We start from the raw sequence: 21,439 nt of genomic DNA, 5'->3' as shown, positions 1-21,439 counted from the left end.
GGNAAACCGTAAGCCACAACCACCATCACATCTGCATTCAATGCATGCAATTCTGCTTGAGCTTCTTCTTTACGCAGTGATACAGGTTGATATACAGGAATATTATTTGCCTCTGCCAATTCTTTCACAGGGCTTTTCGTTAATTTATTGCCACGACCTTTTGGGCGATCTGGCTGTGTATAAACCGCAATCACATTATATTTTGCATCCAACAATGCTTGCAAAGCACCTGTAGAAAATTCAGGGGTTCCTGCAAAAATGACGCGCGTATTTTCTGGTGAAATCATTAACGCTCCGCCTCCATATCTTTCAAATATTTATCTAATTTCTTTAAAGCACGATCGCGTTTCAAACGAGATAAATAATCAATGAATAAAATACCATTCAAATGATCCAATTCATGCTGCATACAGCGTGCCAATAAATCTTCGGCTTCACGCTCAAAATACTCACCTTTAATGTCTTGTGCACGAATTTTAACAGCAAATGAACGCTCAATCGGCCCACTATAAATACTTGGCAATGATAAACAACCTTCTTCAGCATCCGCAACATCATCAGATTCCCAAATGATCTCAGGATTGATATAGATCATAGGATCGCTCTTATCTTCGCTACAGTCCGTGACGAATACACGTCTTAAATCATTGACCTGATTTGCTGCCAAACCAATGCCTTTATGCTCATACATTGTTTCTAACATGCCATTAGCAAATTCATACAGATCGTTATCAAAAGTCGTCACAACATTCGCTGTTTTGCGAAGTGTTTCATGCGGCACATAAATTACATCAAGTTTAGACATTAATAAGAATTACCCATTGTTTACAAAGAAAATACATTTAAATCCACTTATTTCTTGCGCTAGCTCTATTTAATTTAGTATTGTAACTTGCTAAACACTCAAAAAATTCAGATAATCTTATCAAATTTTTGTTTGCATTAATATTAATAAGGATAATTTATGAATATAAAGCGCCTACTCATTGCAACAAGCTTGTTATGTGCGTCGATTTCAATGGCTGCAACGCTCAAACCTGATGCTCCGCAACACTACGTTGTACAACCAGGCGATTCATTGTGGAATATCGCAAAACAATATACAGATGATCCATGGGAATGGCGTCAACTCTGGAAAAATAACCCACAAATTTCTAACCCGAATCGTATTTACCCTGGTGATGAATTGTCTGTTGTTGATGGTAAAATTGTTTATAAAAGAAATTTCAAAGGTGCTTCTAATCAAAAACAAGGTGGCATGCGTACAGTTAAACTAACACCACAATTAAGAGAAGTTCCTATTGAATTAGGTTTACCTGTCATTTCTTATGATTACCTTCGTGGCAAATTCATTGATATGGAAATTGTCAGTTCAGAAGAACTTAAAACATTACCATACATTGTTGGCTTTGAAGATAATCGACTCATGGGTTACACAAACCTTAAAGCATTTGTAAAAGGTGATTTAACACCAGGTAAAACTTATGATGTTTATGAGCGTGGTACAACACATCAAGGTGTGAAACTCGACAATATTGCCAAAGGTAAGAAAAAGAAAGATATTGAAATTGGCACAGAACTCATTAAAGCAGGTGAAGTTGTCGTTGAAAATAGTAAAGATGGTGTTTCTACAGTTTATATCAAAAGCATCTCCAATAAAGGCTTAGCACCTAGTCAATTATTGATTGAACAATCACCTATGAGTACTATTGGTAATTTATACTTTGATCCTAAATCAGCCCCACAAAAAACTGAAGCAGAAGTAGTTGGCACACCTGGTATGCTGAAAAGTGTTGCTGTTGGTGGCAATGTTGTTTTAGATAAAGGCTTGGATGCGGCATTGTCTCCAGGCGATTTATTATTGGCACAGCAAGCGGATATTTACAAAAATGATCCTATGGATTCAAGCAAGAAAATTCGCATTCCAGGACAAGCAGCAGGTATGATCATGGTCTATAAAGTCTTTGATCGTATGAGCTTAGGGATTGTCATTGAAAGTGCTAAACCAATTCAAAAAGATATGATGGCTGTGACACCTTATTCAGACTATATGACAAAATAAAAAATACACAGTTCATTTTAAATCTTAACAAAGCCTACAAACGTAGGCTTTTATTTTGCACACAATAATTTAAAATAAAAAAATCCCGCCATAATAGCGGGAAAAATTTATGAATCTGGATAAACTTCTTTAAAGATAATTACTATGTCTTAGAGCAAAAAGAAATATGCCCATAAGCTAATCACTACGACGCAGAAAACATTTAATACCAAACCAACATTGATCATTTCTCTTTGCTTGATTAAACCTGTACCAAAAACAATCGCATTGGGTGGCGTTGCAACTGGCAGCATAAATGCACACGAAGCACCAATACCAATCACTAATACCAATACTTCTTTTGGCATTCCCATTTGTGCTGCAATACTTGCAAACACAGGTACTAACAGTGCTGCTGATGCTGTATTACTTGTAAATTCAGTCAATGCTACGATAAAAATCGTTACAATCACAATGATCACAAATGGATGAGATTCACCAAAAGAACTCGCAACTTGTTGACCTAACACTAAAGAAGCACCTGAATCTTTCAATAAAGCACTTAAAGTTAAGCCACCACCGAATAATAATAAAACGCCCCAATCTGTACCATCTGATACTTGTTTCCATGTTGCTGAGCCAAAGAGAATCACCGCAATCGCTGCCAATACTGCAACCCAAGTATCTGGGCTACTGATGCCAAATTTTTCACCAATATAGCTACCACCAATCCATGCAATCGCTGTTGATAAAAAGATGGCCAATGTAATCACTCTTGGCAATGTCCATGGAATGACTTCAGTTGTTATCACAACTTTTTGATTCAAGCGTGGGCGCAATACAATGAACATAGATAACAACATCAATGGCAGTAATACCAACATCATTGGCAAACCATATTTCATCCAACCTGTGAAATCTAAATCTAATGCTGCTGATGCAATGGCATTTGGCGGCGAACCCACCATTGTGCCTAAGCCACCAATACTTGCTGAATACGCAATACCTAATAAGATAAACACAAAAGTATTACGATCTTTCGTCTTATCCAAATGTTGCATCATACCCAATGCTAATGGCAACATCATTGCTGCTGTCGCAGTATTACTGATCCACATGGATAAAAATGCTGTCACACCAAAAATTGACATCGTAGCAACACCTAAATGCGAGCCTGATAACGAAATCAACCAAAAGGCAATTTTCTTATCTAATTGCTGTATATGTAATGCTGTTGCTAAAGCAAAACCACCAAAAAACAAAAAGATAATAGGATCTGCAAATGTACTCAATGCTTTTTTAGTGGATAATTCTGGAATACCGATTGCAACACCTAAGACAGGAATCATCAATGCCGTTACGGTAATGTGCACTGCTTCTGTGAACCACAAAATGGCAATAAATAGCAATAATGCAATGCCTTTATTAGCATTACTATCATAAGGTAAAATATTATATAAAACTATAGACAAAATGGCTGCTACTGCTGTAATAGCAACACCTTTGATGACCTTTTTATGCGGCAACATTTCCGATAATGTAGGTTGATCATCAGACATAGACTCCTCCCTCTTGTAGTTTGTCTGTAATTAAAGAAAGGGCGTATGATAGTGCATAAAAATTATTTATGCATCTAAATTTATCATTTTCTTTTTTATCTTAAAGCCTGCTTTATATTTAATATTGATTAATTTATGAACCATATAAAATTATTATAAATTTTATGGTGATCTTTCCTTTTCAAAATAAAAACCTATAGGAAATATATTCTTATAATTATTTAAATTACTAAACATTTTGTATAGATTTAATAGAAAAATAAAGACGTGTGATTTCATAGACAAACTGTATAATCAAAAAATATTAACCATAGATTAATGATAATCATGACAATAGGTTTGTTACTGATGGCTGCTGGCCATAGCCAACGATTTAAATATGCAAATAAGGGCATTCATAAGCTGCTTTACCCATGCGATGCTAGCAATACTGCAATGCTTGAAATTACTTATCAAAAAGCACACACAATCTTTTCAATGGATAATATTTGTATTGTGACGAATCAGGATGAACCCAAAGTACATGCATTAGCATCTCAATTCAATAGCCCAACCTTGCAAATTCAAAGTCATGGTTTAGGTGACAGCATTGCACAAGCTGTTACTGTCAATCAATCTTGGGATGCACTCTTAATTTTGCATGGTGATCTCCCTTTCATTCAATCACCCACGATACAAAAAGTTTATGAAGCTATGCAACATCATGTCATTGCTCGCCCTATTTATCATGGTCAATTTGGTCACCCTGTTGGCTTTCAAAAAAGCCTATATCCCCAACTGATGGCTTTACAAGGTGATCAAGGTGCTAGCCAAATTTTAAAAAAATTTCCTGTAATGTCACTACCTGTAGAAGATCAAGGTAGTATTCAAGACATCGATCACCCCCAAGATTTAATGAAGCATTTACCATGAAAACACTAGATTTGATTGTCATAGAACAAGCCATTGAATGGCTCAAACAAGCACAGCCCATTTGGCTATGCACTGTATTGCGAACTTATGGTTCTGCGCCACGTTCTGCGGGATCATTATTAGTGGCAACTGCTGATGGCAAATACAGTGGCTCTTTATCAGGCGGTTGTATCGAAGAAGATTTTTTACAACAAATCGCTGCACAAAAATTCCTACAGCCAAGTCAAACCATTCGATATGGTCATGGCGAATCAGAATATCGCCCCAATGTTGCTTTGCCTTGTGGCGGTAGCATTGATTTATTAGTGGAATATATCCAACCCAGTTTGGATAATATTATGATGCTTGAGACAATGAATAAAGCGTTACAAGGTCAATTGACGCTACAAAAAGTAGTGACTTTAGGCCAACATGCAAAGCTAACTCAATGTGAACATCCATTATCCAACACAATCGAATGGCTTGATCAGCAGATCATTATCAATCTACAAAGCTGTACTACGATATTTATTGCATGTATTTCAGCAGTTGCACTCTATTGCATCGAATTTGCAAGTGCCTTAGGATTCAATATCATTGTATGTGAAGATCGCGAGGAAGAACTCAGACAAATTACAGAAAACCCATTAGCTGATAAAGTACAACTAATACAATCATTTCCTTCGAGCTATTTAGATCAACATGGTTGCACAACTCAAACAGCAATTTTATCGTTAACCCATGACCCTAGAATTGATGATCTGACGATGATGTCTGCTTTAGAAACACCTGCTTTTTATATTGGTGCTATGGGCTCTAAACGTAATAGCGAAAACAGATTAGCTCGCCTACGTGAATGCACAGATTTTTCAGACGAGACATTAAGTCGCATTCATGCGCCGATTGGCTTAGCACTTGGCAGTAAAACACCTGCTGAAATTGCCTTAGCCATCATGGCAGATATTGTTAAAACCAAAAATAATATCTAAAGCTATCACAACTCAAAATAACGCCCTGCATTACAGAGCGTTATTTTGATTATCTATTAAGTTATTTCTTCTCTTTTGCGATATCTCTAGCGCTAATTGGTGTGGATTGTCCGCCCCATTCTGCACGAATCCACATCAATAGATCCGCAATATTTTGGTTCTCCATACGATCAGCAAAGCCAGGCATTGCATAATAACGCTGCTGATTGGTATAAATTGTGGTTGCTAAACCATTCAATACAACAGAGATCAATGTTTGTGGGTTATCCATCATCACAATTGCATCACCTTTTAATGATGGCACAACATTAGGAATTCCCATACCATCGNGCGTTATTTTGATTATCTATTAAGTTATTTCTTCTCTTTTGCGATATCTCTAGCGCTAATTGGTGTGGATTGTCCGCCCCATTCTGCACGAATCCACATCAATAGATCCGCAATATTTTGGTTCTCCATACGATCAGCAAAGCCAGGCATTGCATAATAACGCTGCTGATTGGTATAAATTGTGGTTGCTAAACCATTCAATACAACAGAGATCAATGTTTGTGGGTTATCCATCATCACAATTGCATCACCTTTTAATGATGGCACAACATTAGGAATTCCCATACCATCGATACCATGACAACCTGAACAGGCTGCAATATAAGATAATCGACCATTCATCATTCGTTGTTCTAATGGCAGTTCTTCAATCACAGCTAAAGGCTCAGGTTCTGCTTGCGCGCCCAATAATCGCCCTGATTGATCAGTTAATAAATAATTTGCCATCGCAACCACATCTGATTGATTCATCTGGCTTGTTGAAAAATGCGTCACTGTATTCATGCCTGCAAATGAATCACCTTCTAGTGAAATCCCTGTTGACAGGTATTCTGTTAAAGATTCAATACTAAAGCCATGTTTTGATAAAGCTTCAGCTGTGATATCAGGAATGGCTAAACCATCCACAAATCCACCTGTTAGAGCTTTGTCAAATTCCACACCCATCATTAAATTACGTGGCGAATGGCAAGCTCCACAATGTGCTAAACCTTCTACCAAATAAGCACCACGATTCCAAGTATCTGTTCGCTCAGGATTATTGGATGCTTTTCGATCAGGGAAGTTTAATAATGTCCAAAAGTTTAAAAATGGGCGAACTGGCAATACAAATACACCAGTATTCTCTTGATTTGGCACTGCCAAAGGCGGAATACTCATGATATAAGCATACAGTGCATCCAAATCATCAGGCGTTGTAATGTGCGTAAATACAAATGGCATTGCAGGGTATAAATTACCTTGTTTGCCAATGCCATCTTTCAATGCACGATGAAAATCAGCACGCGTATAATTCCCAATACCATATTCTTTATCTGGCGTAATATTTGTAGAGTAGATCACGCCAACAGGCATATCAATTGGCACTCCACCCGCACCCATTGCACCATTGGGTAATGAATGGCAACCAAAGCAGTCACCTGCTAAAGCTAACTCTTTACCACGTGGAATGAGGGAAACCATTTCTGCTTCTGTCAATGGCTGTTCAATATGATCAGCAACGCTAGATTGGCGAAAAACACCCAACAAAATTGGCGCAGAAACCACAATACCTAATATGATAATTCTCACTAACCATTTGCGTAATCGTGATCCACGTTTTTTCTTTCTTCTCATGATGATCTCCTTATCCGATTACACAGCCAGGTGTTTCTAACGCTACTTGTCGAACAGCTTCATAATAACGCACATAACCTGTACAACGACAAATGTGATCATTCAGTGCATCTTCAATGGCTGATTCTAAATTTACTCGTTGAATGGGCTGTTTTTTTAAGCGATCAATGAATACCGTTGCAGCAGCCACAAAACCTGAAGCACAATAACCACATTGGAAAGCAAAATGATCAATGAAAGCTTGCTGAATGGCGGTTAATGTTGCTTTACCCTCAGCATCTTTACCTGCCTGTCCTTCGATTGTAATGATGTTTTTACCATTGAAGAAATGTGCACCATAAATACACGTTCTACTTTCGATAATATTGCCATCTGCTTGCAACTCAACCACAGTACAAGCATGGCAGATTCCTTGCCCACAACCAAAATGTGTGCCCGTCAGATCTAAATATTCATGTAGAAAATCAATCATCATCATATCGACAGGTACATCCATTGGCCCAACTTTCTCACCATTGATGATCATACTGAGTGGCTTTGTCTCAATCATTGGAATTGTATTATTACTCATGCTAATGCCTTTTTAATTTTTTCTGGTGTGATTGGGAAATCATAGAAACGCTTGCCTGTTGCATGTGTTAATGCGCTACTTGTGGCAGGTAATATCGGAATCATACCTAATTCTGCCATGCCTTTTGGTGGCGATGTTTCTGATAATGGCGGTAGATAATCTGTCGTTTGTTGCCAAACTGCAACATCCTTTGCTCTTGGCAATACATAGCGATTAAAGTTCCAAGTGCCATTTCCTGGCCCATCTTCGTACAATGGCATTTCTTCCATCAATGCATGTCCAATACCCATAGCTGTGCCACCTTGAATTTGCCCTGAAACTAATTCAGGCACAATCATCGTACCCGGATCCATAATCATATGATGGTGCATAATTTCCACTTCACCTGTAAATGTATTCACATTCAATTCAACCAAACATGATGCTGGTGTGACAGTTGTTGGATCAGCACCTGATCGATCTGTGGGTGGATAAAATGCTTGTTTACGTTTAATGAAGTGAAATCCACCTGTTGTCATTTGATCACGCAGTTGCTTTGGTGCGCCTTCACCATATTGAACAGCAATCGCATCCAATGGTAGATTCGTCATGCCCACTGTAGGAATATCAAAATCAGCCCTTGCCCATTGCCAGCTAGAATAAGCATGCACAGCAACACCTGTGATCAATCCCATTTCATGGGCTTTTTTAGCCAATACATCAAACGGCAATGGTTTCATACCACCGCCGCCAATACCATCTGGCCCTACGCGAATATCAGATAACTCAACATTCAGACTACTAAAAGTTCCGCCACCAACTCCTTCACTCCAAATTGCTTTAGCTGCTGGCCATAAAGTATTTTCTAATAAAAACTTACCCGCTTGGCGCGTACCAAAGCCAATATAATAAACGCCACTGGATGAACTCATATCTGGAATTAATCCTGGTGTCCAATACGGATCAGTTTTCGATAATTCATCCTGTTTCTTTTGATCAGCCCAACTGGTTTTCAATGGCAATTCATCAAATTCAGTTACGCCAAATTCCACAACATCAGGCGCTTTACCTAAAGCATTCCAAATCATTACTTGCTGTGCTGTTGTGCCACCTGTACCAATTTCTTGCACACAATGACGCATTGTTAATTTGCCATCCTTATCAAAGGATAAAGATAATATCGTTGGTACACCGCTTGAACCATAAACCTGCTGAACTTGTGCAAAACCAACGCCATATAACTTCCCAGGATTCGCTTGATCAAACTCTAATTTCTTCTGATCTCGATTGATCCATAATGGATGTTTCTCTGCTAGATTAAGCATCTCCACATTGCGTGGATCGCCTGCGATGATCCCACCTTGCGTATTAGGATAACCTTCCAAAATCGCATTTCTACGGCGCAACTCAATCGGGCTTATGTTCAATTCTGAGGCTATTTCATCCACCATCAATTCAGTGACAGCCATCGATTGTAATGAGCCAAAGCCGCGCATTGATCCAGCTTCTACAGCTGGCGTTGCCATGGCTAAAGCCGTTAAATCAGAGTTTGGAAAATAATAAATGGACTGTGCGCCACGAACAGCCACATGAGAAACTGCTACAGATAAATTCTCTCGTCCGCCGCCATTACAACTATAAGTACCTTTGATCACTTCAAATTTTCCCGTTGTGCGATCACCCATAATCGTAACATCCATATCCACTGCATGGCGTTTCATACCCATTTGGAATTGTTCATAGCGATCATTCGCCATTCTGACTGGATATTGGCTATAAAAACTTGCTGCCATCGCATAGATTGGAAAAACTGAATAGTCTTTTGAACCATAACCAACGGTTGATCCTGTGAGCAACATAATGGTTTCCACTGGAAATTGCTTTTTACCTTCAGAAAGCTTTGCCGCCATATCAGCCACACCTGCGGGAGATTGCGTAGCTGTCAAAACATGCAATGTTTTATGTTCAGCATCATACCAAGCATTGCAGTTGTCAGGCTCCATCGCACATGGATCAATAGATTGTGAGAACCCTTTACGCTCTAAAACAAACTTATTAGGATCATTTTTAGCACTCTCAATCGTTTGAGATAAATTGGCAGCATGATCCATTGCAATGCCTTGTGTATTAGGCTTTTTATCTGCTTGATGCAGTGCATGAATAAAACCGCCACCACGATCTTTACGAATAATTGCAGGAATGGTTGCAGGCTTTTGATGAGGTGCAAAAGGCGGCCACACAACATTATTACCATCAAATGCACCTTTAATCGCAGCATCTGTATACGGTGAAAAAATAGACGGATCATAAGGCGTTGCACCACCAATTCTTACATAACGTGCTGCGCCATAATTTTTAGGCGGTTTAATACCTGTTATTTCACCATATTTCACAACATCTTGATTAAAACGTAGCATACGCTGTGCGGAATTGAATCGTGCAAAATCGTTATAAATCAAAATTGCTACAGGATGACCTAAAATTGGTGGTGTTACTCCTTGAGGCACTAAAATATTAGCACCATAAAATCCTTTGCCATTGCTTGTATCTTGCGGAATATTGAAACCATCTTTCATCAAATCCTCTTGCAGGATTAAAACATCTGGTTGTAATTCATCGCCCAAAATGGATAAATCAATGCCTTCAAAAGTGCGATCAGCATGAACAGATTTCAACATAAATGCATAGCTTTGTTGCTCTGGCCAACCTGGAATATCTTTGGCACGATAATCACGTGCAAAATTTTTATGCCCTGTGACTTTACGAACAGCATCCCAACGGAACTTAGCTTTTCCTTTCTTGTCAATCCAATCTGTAGATGATGGTCCTGAATTAACCTGTGTTGCATTTGCAAATGGTAATTTGCCAATCATCACTGTAATGCCCGCAATCGCGCCTAATTTGATGAAACCACGTCGTGAAATATGTGCGGCCATTTTGCTCTCCCTAGTTTTATCTCATGATTATTTAATTTTATGAGTATTTTTATTATAGGGTGAATCCAGCACAAACACTACATGTCATTTTAACTCTTTTCTATTGACTCTTTTTATTAACATATATAACATGCAATTTTAGTATGATTTATGAGAATCAATATGCGGTCCATCTTTAAAACTCCCATCCAACTCGTTTTTTCACTTCTGATATTAATCTCAACATTATCCTTTGCCAGTGAAAATACAATTAAAAGCAATGAATTGGCAATAGGCATTGATTTAACTTACGCGCCATATGCTTATTTAGATAATGGTCAACCCAGCGGTTTTGATCCTGATTTCACACGTTTATTAGCAGAAAAAATGGGTGGAAAAGCTGTATTTAAAGATACGCGCATCGAAAATATTATCATTGGCTTAAATGCTGATCATTATGATTTAATTGCTTCTGCCCTTTATATCAATCCTCAACGCGCCAAACAAGTGGATTTTCTGCCTTATTTGCAAACAGGCGGAGTTTTGGTTGTACGCAAAGAAGATAATTATCGACCACGAACTTTGAAGGATTTATGCGGTAAAAGTATTTCTTCCATGAAAGGCGCTTCATGGATTCCAACTTTAAACGATATTACTGCCAGTTATTGTGTACCTAATGGATTAGGTCCAATCGTTGTTAAAGAATATCCAAGTGCACCAGAAGCAGCTCAAGCATTGCTATCCAAAGGTGTGGATGTTCAATATGAAGACGCAGCCGTTGCGCAAATGGTGATGAATCAATTGGGTGATCGCTTAGTCATTAGCACACAAGAGATGATTGATCCTGTATTGATTGGCTTAGCCTTTAATAAACACAACAAAGCATTAAAAGTAGAAGTTCAGCAACACATTCAATCCATGAAAGATTCAGGTGAATATGAAGCATTATTAAAAAAATATAACTTAGCATTCCCTAGTGAAGATTTAATCTTAGCCAATAATTTATCCATTGAAGATGCACCACAAGCTGTACAAAAAGGCTTTAATTGGGAATATTTAGGCAGCTTATTAATCAACAAAGATTTCTGGAAAGCAACATTAACAGTTATTCAATTGAGCACATTGACATGGCTTTTAGCGCTCACTTTTGGTTTTGTCTTAGCATTAATGCGCCAATCTAAAAACTTTGCGCTACAACAATCAGCAGCGACTTATATTTGGTTCTTTAGAAGTTTGCCATTGTTAGTCTTACTCATTTTCATCTATAACTTGCCACAATTTTGGCCTGCAAGTTCTGTGCTATTATCTAGCTCATTCATTGCTGGACTAATTGCATTAGTATTAAGTGAAAGTGCTTACATGGCAGAAATTCATCGTGGTGCTTTGCAAGCAATTCCTAAAGGACAAACCGAAGCAGGTAAAGCATTAGGCATTCCATTTTTAGGGATTCAAAAACTCATCATTATTCCTCAAGCTTTAAGAATCGCCCTACCACCGTTAGCCAATCAATACATCACGATCGTTAAGTTAACCTCTTTGGTTTCTGTCATTTCTCTCACAGAAATATTATTAGTGGGTCAACAATTGTACACTCGTAATTTCTTGGTGATGGAAACGCTATTAGCTGTTGCTTTCTACTATATTTTAATTGTCAGCGTGATCACTTATCTATTGCGTAAACTCGAAAATAAACTAGATGTCACACAACGCAATAATGATAAAGAAGATGATATTAACTTAGATCATCAAGCATTAACGCAATACAGCCAAATCAGCAATGAACGCCAAGGCAATTTTGCAATCGAAATGAAGGCTGCAAGTAAGCGCTACAATGACAATACTGTCTTTAAAGATTTAAATATTGCATTTAAATGGTCAGAAGTCACCACAATCATTGGCCCATCAGGTTCAGGTAAAACAACCTTGTTGCGCACAATTAATGGCTTAGAATCATTAAATACAGGCATCATTCGCCTAGAAGGCACACCATTTTTATATGGTTTAGAATCTCAGCAGAAAGTCGATGTAGCTGATTACAATCGCCGCATTGTTCACATTGGCATGGTTTTCCAAAACTTTAACTTGATTCAACATAAAACAGCGTTAGAAAATGTCATGATGGCGCCACTCTATCATCAATTAGGCACCACAGAAGAGATCAAAATACGCTCATTGGCAATGTTGGATAAGGTTGGTTTATTGGCACATGCTCATAAATATCCGCATCAGTTATCTGGCGGTCAACAACAGCGCGTTGCCATTGCAAGAGCTTTAGCAATGCAACCTTCCATTATGCTGTTCGATGAACCAACATCTGCACTGGATCCTGAATTGGTCAACGATGTGCTAATGGTGATTGAAGAGCTAGCAAAAGAAGGCATGACAATGATCATGGTAACACATGAATTATCCTTTGCTTTCAAAGTTTCTGATAGAGTGATTTTCATGGAAAATGGCAAAGTATTGCACGATGGATCACCAGAAAGCTTTCAAAATACAACAGATCCACGCTTGGCGCGTTTTGTGCAACAGAACAATATTTAAGTTAAATATGCAGGGAGAAAATTATGTCTATGAATGAAGAAATCGGTATTTTACAACGCCGAAAAATTGAGGCTGAAATCATTAAGCCCATTTATGAAATTATGAAACGTGAATTTGGCCTAGAAGCTGCACAAAAAGTTGTGGAAGAAGCCATTGCACAAGCAGCCATTGATGCAGGTAAATCTTTCGCAAGTAAAGAAGCCAATGGAAAAACCAATATTGAAAGCTTTGTTGCCTTGCAATATTTGTGGGAAAAAGATGATGCACTAGACATTGATGTGCTCACCAACAATTCAGATTGCTATGAATATCAAGTGAATCGCTGTAAGTATGCAGAAATGTATCATGGCATGGGATTAGGTGACATTGGGTTCCTTTTATCTTGCAATCGTGATGCTAAATTTATCGAAGGTTATGCACCCAATGTTAAGTTCACTCGCCCACATACCATTATGAATGGCGATGGGTTTTGCGATTTTTGCTATCAAGCTGAGAAACAGGAGTAATGAGAGTTATGGCTATTCAACAAGATTTAGTGAATCAATTAACTGGATTAGATTCACAATCTAAACTTGCACAAGCACGATTAACAAGAGATGTCGCAACTGATAATCTACAACTGGCATTTGAAACTATTTTCACAGCAGAATCAGAATATTTAACGCAACCTGTTAAGTTCTATCTAGCGGAACAAGTGACACGCAAAACTGGCGGTGATTTATTAGCCAATTATTATGCTGAACAATTTAGCCCTTCAGATATTCACTTAGATTCTGCGCAATATGAAGCAGCATTAAAATATGTGGATGTAATCATTGAAAACCCTAAGCAAGCCAATAAAGCTTTAGTGAATGCTGTCATTGAATCAGGCTGGCATGAAAAAGATTTCTTACTCTTAGCTCAATTAGTAACATTTGTAACATATCAATCAAGATTAATTGAAGGCATTTTACTTTTAGAAGGCAAATCTAATCGTACAGTAACTCCGCCAGTCACAGCAGGTGTTTGGAATAAAGAAATTCATACAGCTCAAGGTCGAATTGCACCAACTGCCTTCACACAGGATCAATTGGGCTGGGAAAGCTGGCTCAATGCTCGCGATGCTTCTACATTGAGTGATGAAGAAGCTGATGTGATGAAAAAAATGGGGCAAATTACATCTGAATACTTTTTGCTTTTGGCTCATCAAAGTAAAATTTTAGAACTACGTACTTTAATTGATCGTGGCGTTTTCTATACATCAGAAGGTTTACCACGCTGGGAACGCGAATATGCAGCTGCTGTTGTGAGCAAAGTGAATGGCTGTATTTATTGTGCTTCTGTCCACGCACGAAAAGCGAGTCACTTAGCCAAAGATCGTAAAAATGATGTTGACCAATTACTTGCAACCCAAACAGGGGAAGTATTGGCACAAAACTTTGATGAAAGATTATTAGCAATCACAGATCTATCTGCTTCCCTATCAACTACACCAATTTCTGTTTATCCCACACAGATTGATAAACTACGTGATTTAGGCTTAGATGATTTAGAGTTATTAGATTTGGTTCAATCTATTGCATTTTTCTCTTGGGCAAATCGATTGATGTTGTCATTGGGTGAAGCTTATGAGTTAAGTGAATAAATTTAATTAGTCATAGCAGTGTCATTGATGTAAACATAACCAATGGCATTGTCTATTTCATCGGATATTTCAACATTATTTATAATCATCTAAACAGAACTATTAATTATCATCCCACCACATCCTGATTACAATCACAATGATTGATCAATATCTAAATTTTATCGTTTAATCGCAATAATATTGATCGTAGCTAGGATTACACAATATCTCAATTGTATCTCCCTTAGAAGCGTTCTAGTATGCATCTTAACGAAGACACATTAATTGTTGAAGGATGATAAAAATGAAAAAAATAATCATGACAGCTTTATTAGGTGCAACATTCACATTAGCAACAGCACAACCAGTTTTCTTTGTTCACCCAATGGATTTTGATAATACTGAGGCGATTAATTATTCTTTAGATTACTTTGTAAANGTTCTAGTATGCATCTTAACGAAGACACATTAATTGTTGAAGGATGATAAAAATGAAAAAAATAATCATGACAGCTTTATTAGGTGCAACATTCACATTAGCAACAGCACAACCAGTTTTCTTTGTTCACCCAATGGATTTTGATAATACTGAGGCGATTAATTATTCTTTAGATTACTTTGTAAAAAATGAATGCCAAAATACAGATAAAGTAGCTCAATTAACGGCATTTGAATCATTGTCTCATGGCAAAGATCGTGCAGCGATGGATAAAGCGATTAGCAGTGTTTGTGATGCAGGTTCTGACCAGTGTAATTATGTCGCGATCCAAACAGAATATTTAAAACAAATTTAATCCATTGACTCAGCAAGTTACATAAACAAAAATCCACTTTAAATATTTAAAGTGGATTTTATGTTTTGATCAAATATTATATAAAAATTAAACTAATTATTTTCTGTTAAAACACGTACAACATATTGCCCATCTGCATTTTTATAAACGCCATGAATATCAGTTTCAAAGCCTGGATAATGTGTGCCACGCTCACAAAGCATTTCTAAGAAGCGTAATACTGGCAAATTATCTTTCGTAACTTTTTCACCTGGCATGATTAAAGGTACTCCTGGCGGATATGGCAAAATCATATTCGCACTCACTTTATCCACCATATCTGACAGTAAACATTCTGTGACATTACCTTTGATCTCTTCTTGATAAGCTTCATGCGGTGTCATTTCCATTTCTGGCAAATGATCAAAAGCTTCATACATCAAATTCGGTAGATCATACTTGATCATCAATTGATGAATACCTTGTGCTAAATCTTGAATGCGCATATCCACATAGAATTCAGGATTCACTGCATAGAGATCAGGCATTGCATCACGAATTGTTAAATTAGCATCATAAATGCGTTTGAAATCCATCAAACTGCGTAACAATGTCAATGCGCGCGTTTCATCAATGCCCATGCTGAATAGAAATAATAATGTATATGGACCAGTTTTTTCAATGATGATGCCACGCTCATCCAAAAATCTTGCCACAACTAATCCCGGAATTCCTGTTTTATCCAATTTACCTTGAGCATCCATTCCCGGCATTAAAATAGTGACTTTAATAGGATCTAAATACAAATGATCTTCATCAGGCTTCGGGAAACCGTGCCATTGACTGTTAGGGTTCAACGGCCAACATTCCGCTTCATTAATCTTACTTGGCTGCCAAACATCAAAGAACCAGTCTGGTGATTCTGATTTCAAACGAATGATCTCTTTACGAAAGTTCATCGCACGATCAATCGCCCGTTGCATTAAATTCTTGCCTGATTCGCCCTGCATCATTGCTGCCGCTGTTTCACACGATGCCACAATGCTATATAACGGCGATGTCGTTGTGTGCATCATATAACCTTCATTGAAGGTGCGCTCGTTGATTTTGCCTTTCACATGAATCATGGAAGATTGTGAAAATGCTGCCAATAATTTATGTGTGGATTGCGTTTCATAAATTACTTTACCTTCAATTCGTTCACCGCCCATGCCAGATTTACCTTCATAAATTGGATGAAAATTTGTATAAGGCACCCAAGCAGAATCAAAATGAATGGAATTCACAGGCAATGTTTTCTTAATATAACCCGTATTATAAAAAAGCCCATCGTATGTTGAGTTTGTGATCACAGCATGCACTGGCCATGTTGCTTTCGGCGTTTCATCCACTAATTTCTGAATATGCTCTTCTGTGAATTCATGCTTTGGAATACCTCCTAAAATCCCATAAGCATTGCGCGTTGGACGCAGATAGATTGGTACAAGATTCGTCATCATCATTAAATGTGTAATGGATTTATGGCAATTACGATCCACTAAAACTGTACTGCCAGCTGGGCAAGCGTACATACCCACAATCTTATTTGCTGTGGATGTGCCATTCGTCACAATAAAGCTACGATCTGCATTGAATACTTCTTCAATGAATTCTTCTGCTTCTTTATGTGGTCCTGAATGATCCAATAATGAACCTAGCTCTTCCACAGAGATCGAAACATCTGAACGCATCGCGTTTTCACCATAGAAATCATAAAACAAAGAGCCGACAGGACTTTGCTCAAACGCAGCACCGCCCATGTGCCCTGGTGTGCAAAATGTATATTTCTCTTTACGCACATAATCAAACAATGCTTTCGTAAATGTCGGTAATAGATCATGAATATACTCTTCGGTTTTAAGCTCAATACGATCCACAATATCTGTCACATGATTCAAAATATAATTATGGAAATGAATATTGATGGCTAAATCACTGAAAGCAAAATCTAAAATCGTATTGTCATTGATGAATGTGAATACTGGCAATTTTCCATTGATCTTAGAAATTGCTCGGCTCAATACCAAATTATGATGATCCCAATCGAAAATCACACCACCAATGCGCGCATTTTTCCGTAACAAATCCAATAAATCATCAGCATTTTTAGGAAATATGAGATCAAATCCTGCTTCAGTTAATTCTTCTGCAAGATTATCAAAAACATCAGCCTTGAATACATCAGTGACATCATTCAACATTACGATTGTTTTCATTAAGTGCGTCATCTCCTATTACTTACTGTCTTGGCTAAAATAAATATCAGATCGCCAAATCTAATCAACTGCGTTGAAGATCTTTTGATCACCAACTAAAAAACTCATAAATTCATCCATAGTGCTCTTTTTAACTGTAAAGCTTGTTGCTGCTGTTTTAATAGATATACCACCACTATTCGGCAACTCAGAAACTTCAGTGATATTTTCCAATGATATCAGTTTACGACTGCGACCAACGTTGGTTGCAAAACTTATTAAAATATATTTCTCAGCCATTTTAACCTCTTAATTATGTTTTTATTAATGTCATATTATTTTCTATTTGTTCATTTTATCGCATTTTAATCAATATCTTAAATTCAAATCTATCATATTTTATGGATGATCATTACCATAGATAAATAATAAATATTACTTTTCTATTGACAACATATCTATATAAAAATTAACATTATAAAAATGTTTTCGCAATGCATTCAATTATGGTTCACAAAAAGACATCCATTCTCAAATATTTTCCTATGACATTTTTTTGTATGATTTTTTTATCACTCATTTGGTCAGTGATATTTTTCTATTAAAATCAATATGAAAACAAAAAAGCTACTCGACAAGAGAGATTTAGGAAAAAAGATCCTGTCATCTACAGTATTACTCAGCAATTTGATCCCATCAGCAAAGAGCATCTTAAGTTGCGCCAAGCTGCTACAGAACTGCTGGACTTTCCCATTTCATATAAACACATAGAAACCATCTACTTTAGAAATGAACCTAAGAAGGAGATTATGATCAAAATGCGCTTCACTGGCCGAGATATTTACAACACAGAAAGGCGATCTTGTCTGAGAGCCACATATTCATATCATGGTGAAGAAACAAGCGCGCCTTCATTGTGTGATTTGAGAGCATAAGAAAAAATGCACAAGTTTCACCACATATTCTTTTAATGTACTAACCTAAATTCCCATCAGTAGTTAATAAAGTAAAAAAGGAAAATTAATGAGTAACTTAGATTTAGAAACACATTCCATTAACATTAAGTGCCCTAAGTGCTCTAGAATCGTCCCAGAAACCATTAAAAAACTTAAAGATGATCGTATTGTTTTCTGCGGTACTTGCAATGACAACTTTGAAGTTCAAGAGGATGAAATCATCAAAGGTATTGAAAGAATCGAAGCAAATATTACTAGCCTTAAAGAATCGTTGAAAAAAGGCTGGCAGAGCTAATTATTCAATTCATCAATCAAAAGCCTCAATTCATGAGGCTTTTTTTAATTCTCTCTTCTTATCCCCTCCCGTTTTAGAGTTATTGATGCTCAAAAAAAACCCCAATTTAATGGGGTCAAGGATATAGATGAATTATAATTGTAGTACTAGATTCCTCTAGTGGCACGTACTTTACGCCACCAAAATCGAACACACAAATCAAAAATTAAAAACAATGATTCATATCAACTAACAATACCATGTGCTAATAGCATATCTTGATAGTACAATACATATCATTATAAATAATTTTACAGTTAATCACTCATCATCCTTCCTGCGAACTTCCCTTACAATAAGAATAATAGCAACTAGTGGGAATAAAATTCTTGCATAAGGATGCAAAGGTGAATTTTCATTAAATAACATACCTGCCCTATATCTTGAACCACCTTCCGTCCTAGTTTTGATTGGACCTGTTTCTGGAAAGAAATTAATAGTAATGCTTCCATAAAGCATTAATGCTATAGCGAGATACCTTTTTAAATTGCTGAACATAATACATATGCCTGCTTGTTTATAAGCTAACTAGCCTATCTAATTAACCATTGGCTAGCAAGATTAAAGATATGATGCTGACCAATTCATCTTTATCTATACACTATCTAATAATGGCGATAACCGCGCATTATATTCACCCAAACCTTTTTCAATTCTATACCTACTTTATGAGTCTTACTCATGATCCACAATTGATGAGCATTGCAGATCATCAAATCAAACTGACATAAAAAAACCTCAGTATGAATACTGAGGTTTTCGTGATCATTTTATCAATGATTATAGAAATTCAGGCAAAGTACCTAAATCATCTTTCAATGTATGTTCACCATCAATTCTTAAATATTCTTTATCACCTTCTACAACAAGGCTCACATCATTCAACACTGTCCACAGTTTTTGATTCTTTGAATATGCAGCAGTTTGAATTTTAAGTTTGTTTGTTTTCAAAAGATCACAAATCAATCCCTTAACAGCATATCTAGAACCTTTTACAGTTACCTTGCCATCTTGATCCACATCAACACGTCTAATTCTCACGCCTGCAATATTGCCTTGGCCATCTTTCTTAATTTTGTAGATATAAAAATCTGCAGTTATCATTTTATTTCCTCAATCATCATGTTGTCTTGACAACAACATGGGATTATTACGTAGTATGCTTTCAAAGCATAAAAAACAAAAAGCCCTTGTAACACAAGGGCTTGATCGCATAATCTGGAGGAGAAGGAAGCAGTTGAACAGCATTCTTACCCCCTTTTCCCCTTTTTAAACCGTCAGCTTAGTGATAGATTCTACCCTAAAGCCTTTACAAGATTATAGCAAATTTTGTAAAGACAGAACACCAACGAGCATCATATATATTCATCTGAACAAAATGCTATGTAATCAAAATATTATGACAATTAAATCTCATCCACAATTTGTGAACGACAATTACTAGGTAGCCACTTTTCTTCTAACTCTGTAGATCTAGCGAAACAATTCCATTGTATAGACCCTTCACCAAAATTCGCAGAAGATGTCCCATTTGAGCCATTAATTGCAACAGAAAAAGGTATTAAGGTGAGTATATTATTTCCAGCTGTAGGAAATGATGTTGGTTGAGATGTGGGTACTGCATCTGCACCAGAGATTACTTTATTAGTATAATAAATTGCAATAGTTGAAAACTCTGAAGCATCAAGACCACCTTGATTTACTCCCTCAGTCACCCAAACTCCGGCCACTGCTTGTCCAGTAACAAGATTTCCATTTGCGAGGCCAGCTTCAGCATTCGTCTTTGGCCATTTTCCTTCAGTCGTAAAAGTCTCTGTTACTGCCATTTTAGCTACAGTCGATAATGCTAATCCTTCTGCTACATAAGTTCTTTTTGTATAATCTTGATAGGCTGGTAATGCAAACATAGATAAAATTCCTATAATTGCAACAACGATCATTAATTCTATTAATGTAAAGCCTTTATTTTTCATAGTATTTGCCTTGATTTTTGTGTAGTTATCATCTAATAAAAAATTACACATGAAGATTTACATATATAAATTTTGGCGAATTATATATTTACAAGAAAAAATATGTATAGTTTTATTTACTATTGATAGTAAAATTCATGATCCACATCAATAAAATTAATACTGATGAATAAATTACTTTTATGAACAAGTTTTTATTTAATAAAATTCTGTATAAGTATAGATTAAACCGAATAATACAATAAACAAGCCACTATCTTCTCTATATAGATTTGTATGCGTCTCGGCCTTAGACTCTATTTATCAACTATAATTTCCAATTTAACATTACAATTTCATTTAATATGATCATCAAATAGCGATGGCTTATATGCTATGAATCTGAGAACTTATAGCATAACTGATAATC

General features: G+C 36.8%; 19 protein-coding genes and 2 pseudogenes. 9 read left to right on the top strand and 12 right to left on the bottom strand.

Features of this window, described 5'->3' with window-relative positions; translation table 11 throughout:
* Window positions 1-149: 149 nt before the first annotated feature.
* Window positions 150-287 (bottom strand): annotated as a pseudogene (locus BZK16_RS14910) (methionyl-tRNA formyltransferase); the annotation flags it as partial.
* Window positions 287-805: a peptide deformylase gene (gene def / locus BZK16_RS11565; protein WP_077929055.1), complete on the bottom strand. Its 519-nt coding sequence runs from the start codon at window positions 803-805 to the stop codon at window positions 287-289. The gene def and the pseudogene BZK16_RS14910, both read right to left, overlap by 1 nt.
* 159 nt (window positions 806-964) lie before the next feature.
* Between def and BZK16_RS11560 the strand changes: the two genes are divergently transcribed.
* Window positions 965-2,062 carry a LysM peptidoglycan-binding domain-containing protein gene (locus tag BZK16_RS11560; RefSeq protein ID WP_077929054.1) on the top strand — a complete coding sequence of 366 codons (1,098 nt, stop codon included), beginning with the start codon at window positions 965-967 and terminating at the stop codon, window positions 2,060-2,062.
* Window positions 2,063-2,211: 149 nt separating this feature from the next.
* Here the strand turns inward: BZK16_RS11560 and BZK16_RS11555 are convergent, their stop codons facing one another.
* Complete coding sequence (locus tag BZK16_RS11555; protein ID WP_077929053.1) at window positions 2,212-3,600, bottom strand: SLC13 family permease; 1,389 nt, start codon at window positions 3,598-3,600, stop codon at window positions 2,212-2,214.
* A 327-nt stretch (window positions 3,601-3,927) separates the two neighbouring features.
* Here BZK16_RS11555 and BZK16_RS11550 point away from each other — a divergent pair, with 327 nt between their 5' ends.
* Together BZK16_RS11550 and BZK16_RS11545 are read left to right on the top strand one after the other, a co-directional pair.
* Window positions 3,928-4,512 carry a nucleotidyltransferase family protein gene (locus tag BZK16_RS11550; RefSeq protein ID WP_158076855.1) on the top strand — a complete coding sequence of 195 codons (585 nt, stop codon included), beginning with the start codon at window positions 3,928-3,930 and terminating at the stop codon, window positions 4,510-4,512.
* Window positions 4,509-5,480 (top strand): XdhC family protein, encoded by a 972-nt coding sequence (locus BZK16_RS11545; RefSeq protein ID WP_077929051.1) that lies wholly within the window; start codon window positions 4,509-4,511, stop codon window positions 5,478-5,480. The genes BZK16_RS11550 and BZK16_RS11545 overlap by 4 nt, the downstream gene beginning before the upstream one ends.
* A 61-nt stretch (window positions 5,481-5,541) precedes the next feature.
* Here the strand turns inward: BZK16_RS11545 and BZK16_RS11540 are convergent, their stop codons facing one another.
* The 4 genes from BZK16_RS11540 to BZK16_RS11525 all read right to left on the bottom strand — a co-directional run bounded on the left by BZK16_RS11540 (window position 5,542) and on the right by BZK16_RS11525 (window position 10,631).
* Complete coding sequence (locus tag BZK16_RS11540) at window positions 5,542-5,802, bottom strand: c-type cytochrome (RefSeq protein ID WP_077929050.1); 261 nt, start codon at window positions 5,800-5,802, stop codon at window positions 5,542-5,544.
* A gap of 32 nt (window positions 5,803-5,834) precedes the next feature.
* Window positions 5,835-7,145 (bottom strand): cytochrome c, encoded by a 1,311-nt coding sequence (locus BZK16_RS11535; RefSeq protein WP_077929049.1) that lies wholly within the window; start codon window positions 7,143-7,145, stop codon window positions 5,835-5,837.
* Window positions 7,146-7,155: 10 nt separating this feature from the next.
* Window positions 7,156-7,716, bottom strand: coding sequence for a (2Fe-2S)-binding protein (locus BZK16_RS11530; protein WP_077929048.1), 561 nt, complete (start codon window positions 7,714-7,716; stop codon window positions 7,156-7,158).
* Window positions 7,713-10,631 carry a xanthine dehydrogenase family protein molybdopterin-binding subunit gene (locus tag BZK16_RS11525; RefSeq protein ID WP_077929047.1) on the bottom strand — a complete coding sequence of 973 codons (2,919 nt, stop codon included), beginning with the start codon at window positions 10,629-10,631 and terminating at the stop codon, window positions 7,713-7,715. The genes BZK16_RS11530 and BZK16_RS11525 overlap by 4 nt, the downstream gene beginning before the upstream one ends.
* Window positions 10,632-10,781: 150 nt before the next feature.
* Here BZK16_RS11525 and BZK16_RS14905 point away from each other — a divergent pair.
* From BZK16_RS14905 to BZK16_RS11505, 5 genes and pseudogenes are all read left to right on the top strand, one after another.
* Window positions 10,782-11,561: pseudogene (locus tag BZK16_RS14905) on the top strand (ABC transporter substrate-binding protein); the annotation flags it as partial.
* 57 nt (window positions 11,562-11,618) lie between these two features.
* Complete coding sequence (locus BZK16_RS11520) at window positions 11,619-13,154, top strand: amino acid ABC transporter permease/ATP-binding protein (protein ID WP_233145291.1); 1,536 nt, start codon at window positions 11,619-11,621, stop codon at window positions 13,152-13,154.
* Between the two features lie 23 nt (window positions 13,155-13,177).
* Window positions 13,178-13,660, top strand: a complete 483-nt coding sequence (locus BZK16_RS11515) for an L-2-amino-thiazoline-4-carboxylic acid hydrolase (RefSeq protein WP_077929046.1) — start codon at window positions 13,178-13,180, stop codon at window positions 13,658-13,660.
* 8 nt (window positions 13,661-13,668) lie between these two features.
* Window positions 13,669-14,778, top strand: a complete 1,110-nt coding sequence (locus BZK16_RS11510; RefSeq protein WP_077929045.1) for a peroxidase-related enzyme — start codon at window positions 13,669-13,671, stop codon at window positions 14,776-14,778.
* A 473-nt stretch (window positions 14,779-15,251) separates the two neighbouring features.
* Window positions 15,252-15,554, top strand: a complete 303-nt coding sequence (locus BZK16_RS11505) for a hypothetical protein (RefSeq protein ID WP_077929044.1) — start codon at window positions 15,252-15,254, stop codon at window positions 15,552-15,554.
* 92 nt (window positions 15,555-15,646) lie between these two features.
* Here BZK16_RS11505 and cadA read toward each other — a convergent pair whose 3' ends face one another.
* Both cadA and BZK16_RS11495 read right to left on the bottom strand, forming a co-directional pair.
* Window positions 15,647-17,788, bottom strand: coding sequence for a lysine decarboxylase (cadA, locus tag BZK16_RS11500; protein WP_077929043.1), 2,142 nt, complete (start codon window positions 17,786-17,788; stop codon window positions 15,647-15,649).
* Between the two features lie 60 nt (window positions 17,789-17,848).
* Window positions 17,849-18,067, bottom strand: coding sequence for a hypothetical protein (locus tag BZK16_RS11495; protein WP_077929042.1), 219 nt, complete (start codon window positions 18,065-18,067; stop codon window positions 17,849-17,851).
* A 723-nt stretch (window positions 18,068-18,790) separates the two neighbouring features.
* Between BZK16_RS11495 and BZK16_RS11490 the strand changes: the two genes are divergently transcribed.
* Window positions 18,791-19,018, top strand: coding sequence for a hypothetical protein (locus BZK16_RS11490; RefSeq protein ID WP_077929041.1), 228 nt, complete (start codon window positions 18,791-18,793; stop codon window positions 19,016-19,018).
* A gap of 300 nt (window positions 19,019-19,318) precedes the next feature.
* On the opposite strand, the gene BZK16_RS11485 is transcribed toward BZK16_RS11490, so the two are convergent.
* The 3 genes from BZK16_RS11485 to BZK16_RS11475 all read right to left on the bottom strand — a co-directional run bounded on the left by BZK16_RS11485 (window position 19,319) and on the right by BZK16_RS11475 (window position 21,030).
* A complete protein-coding gene (locus tag BZK16_RS11485; protein WP_077929040.1) occupies window positions 19,319-19,555 on the bottom strand; it encodes a hypothetical protein in 237 nt (78 codons plus the stop codon).
* A 282-nt stretch (window positions 19,556-19,837) separates the two neighbouring features.
* Window positions 19,838-20,161, bottom strand: a complete 324-nt coding sequence (locus BZK16_RS11480; RefSeq protein WP_077929039.1) for a hypothetical protein — start codon at window positions 20,159-20,161, stop codon at window positions 19,838-19,840.
* A 302-nt stretch (window positions 20,162-20,463) separates the two neighbouring features.
* Window positions 20,464-21,030: a pilin gene (locus BZK16_RS11475; protein WP_077929038.1), complete on the bottom strand. Its 567-nt coding sequence runs from the start codon at window positions 21,028-21,030 to the stop codon at window positions 20,464-20,466.
* Between the last annotated feature and the right edge of the window lie 409 nt (window positions 21,031-21,439).

The sequence above is a fragment of the Wohlfahrtiimonas populi genome (assembly GCF_002006795.1).
GTDB lineage: Bacteria > Pseudomonadota > Gammaproteobacteria > Cardiobacteriales > Wohlfahrtiimonadaceae > Wohlfahrtiimonas > Wohlfahrtiimonas populi.
This window is presented reverse-complemented; position numbering and strand designations above follow the sequence as displayed.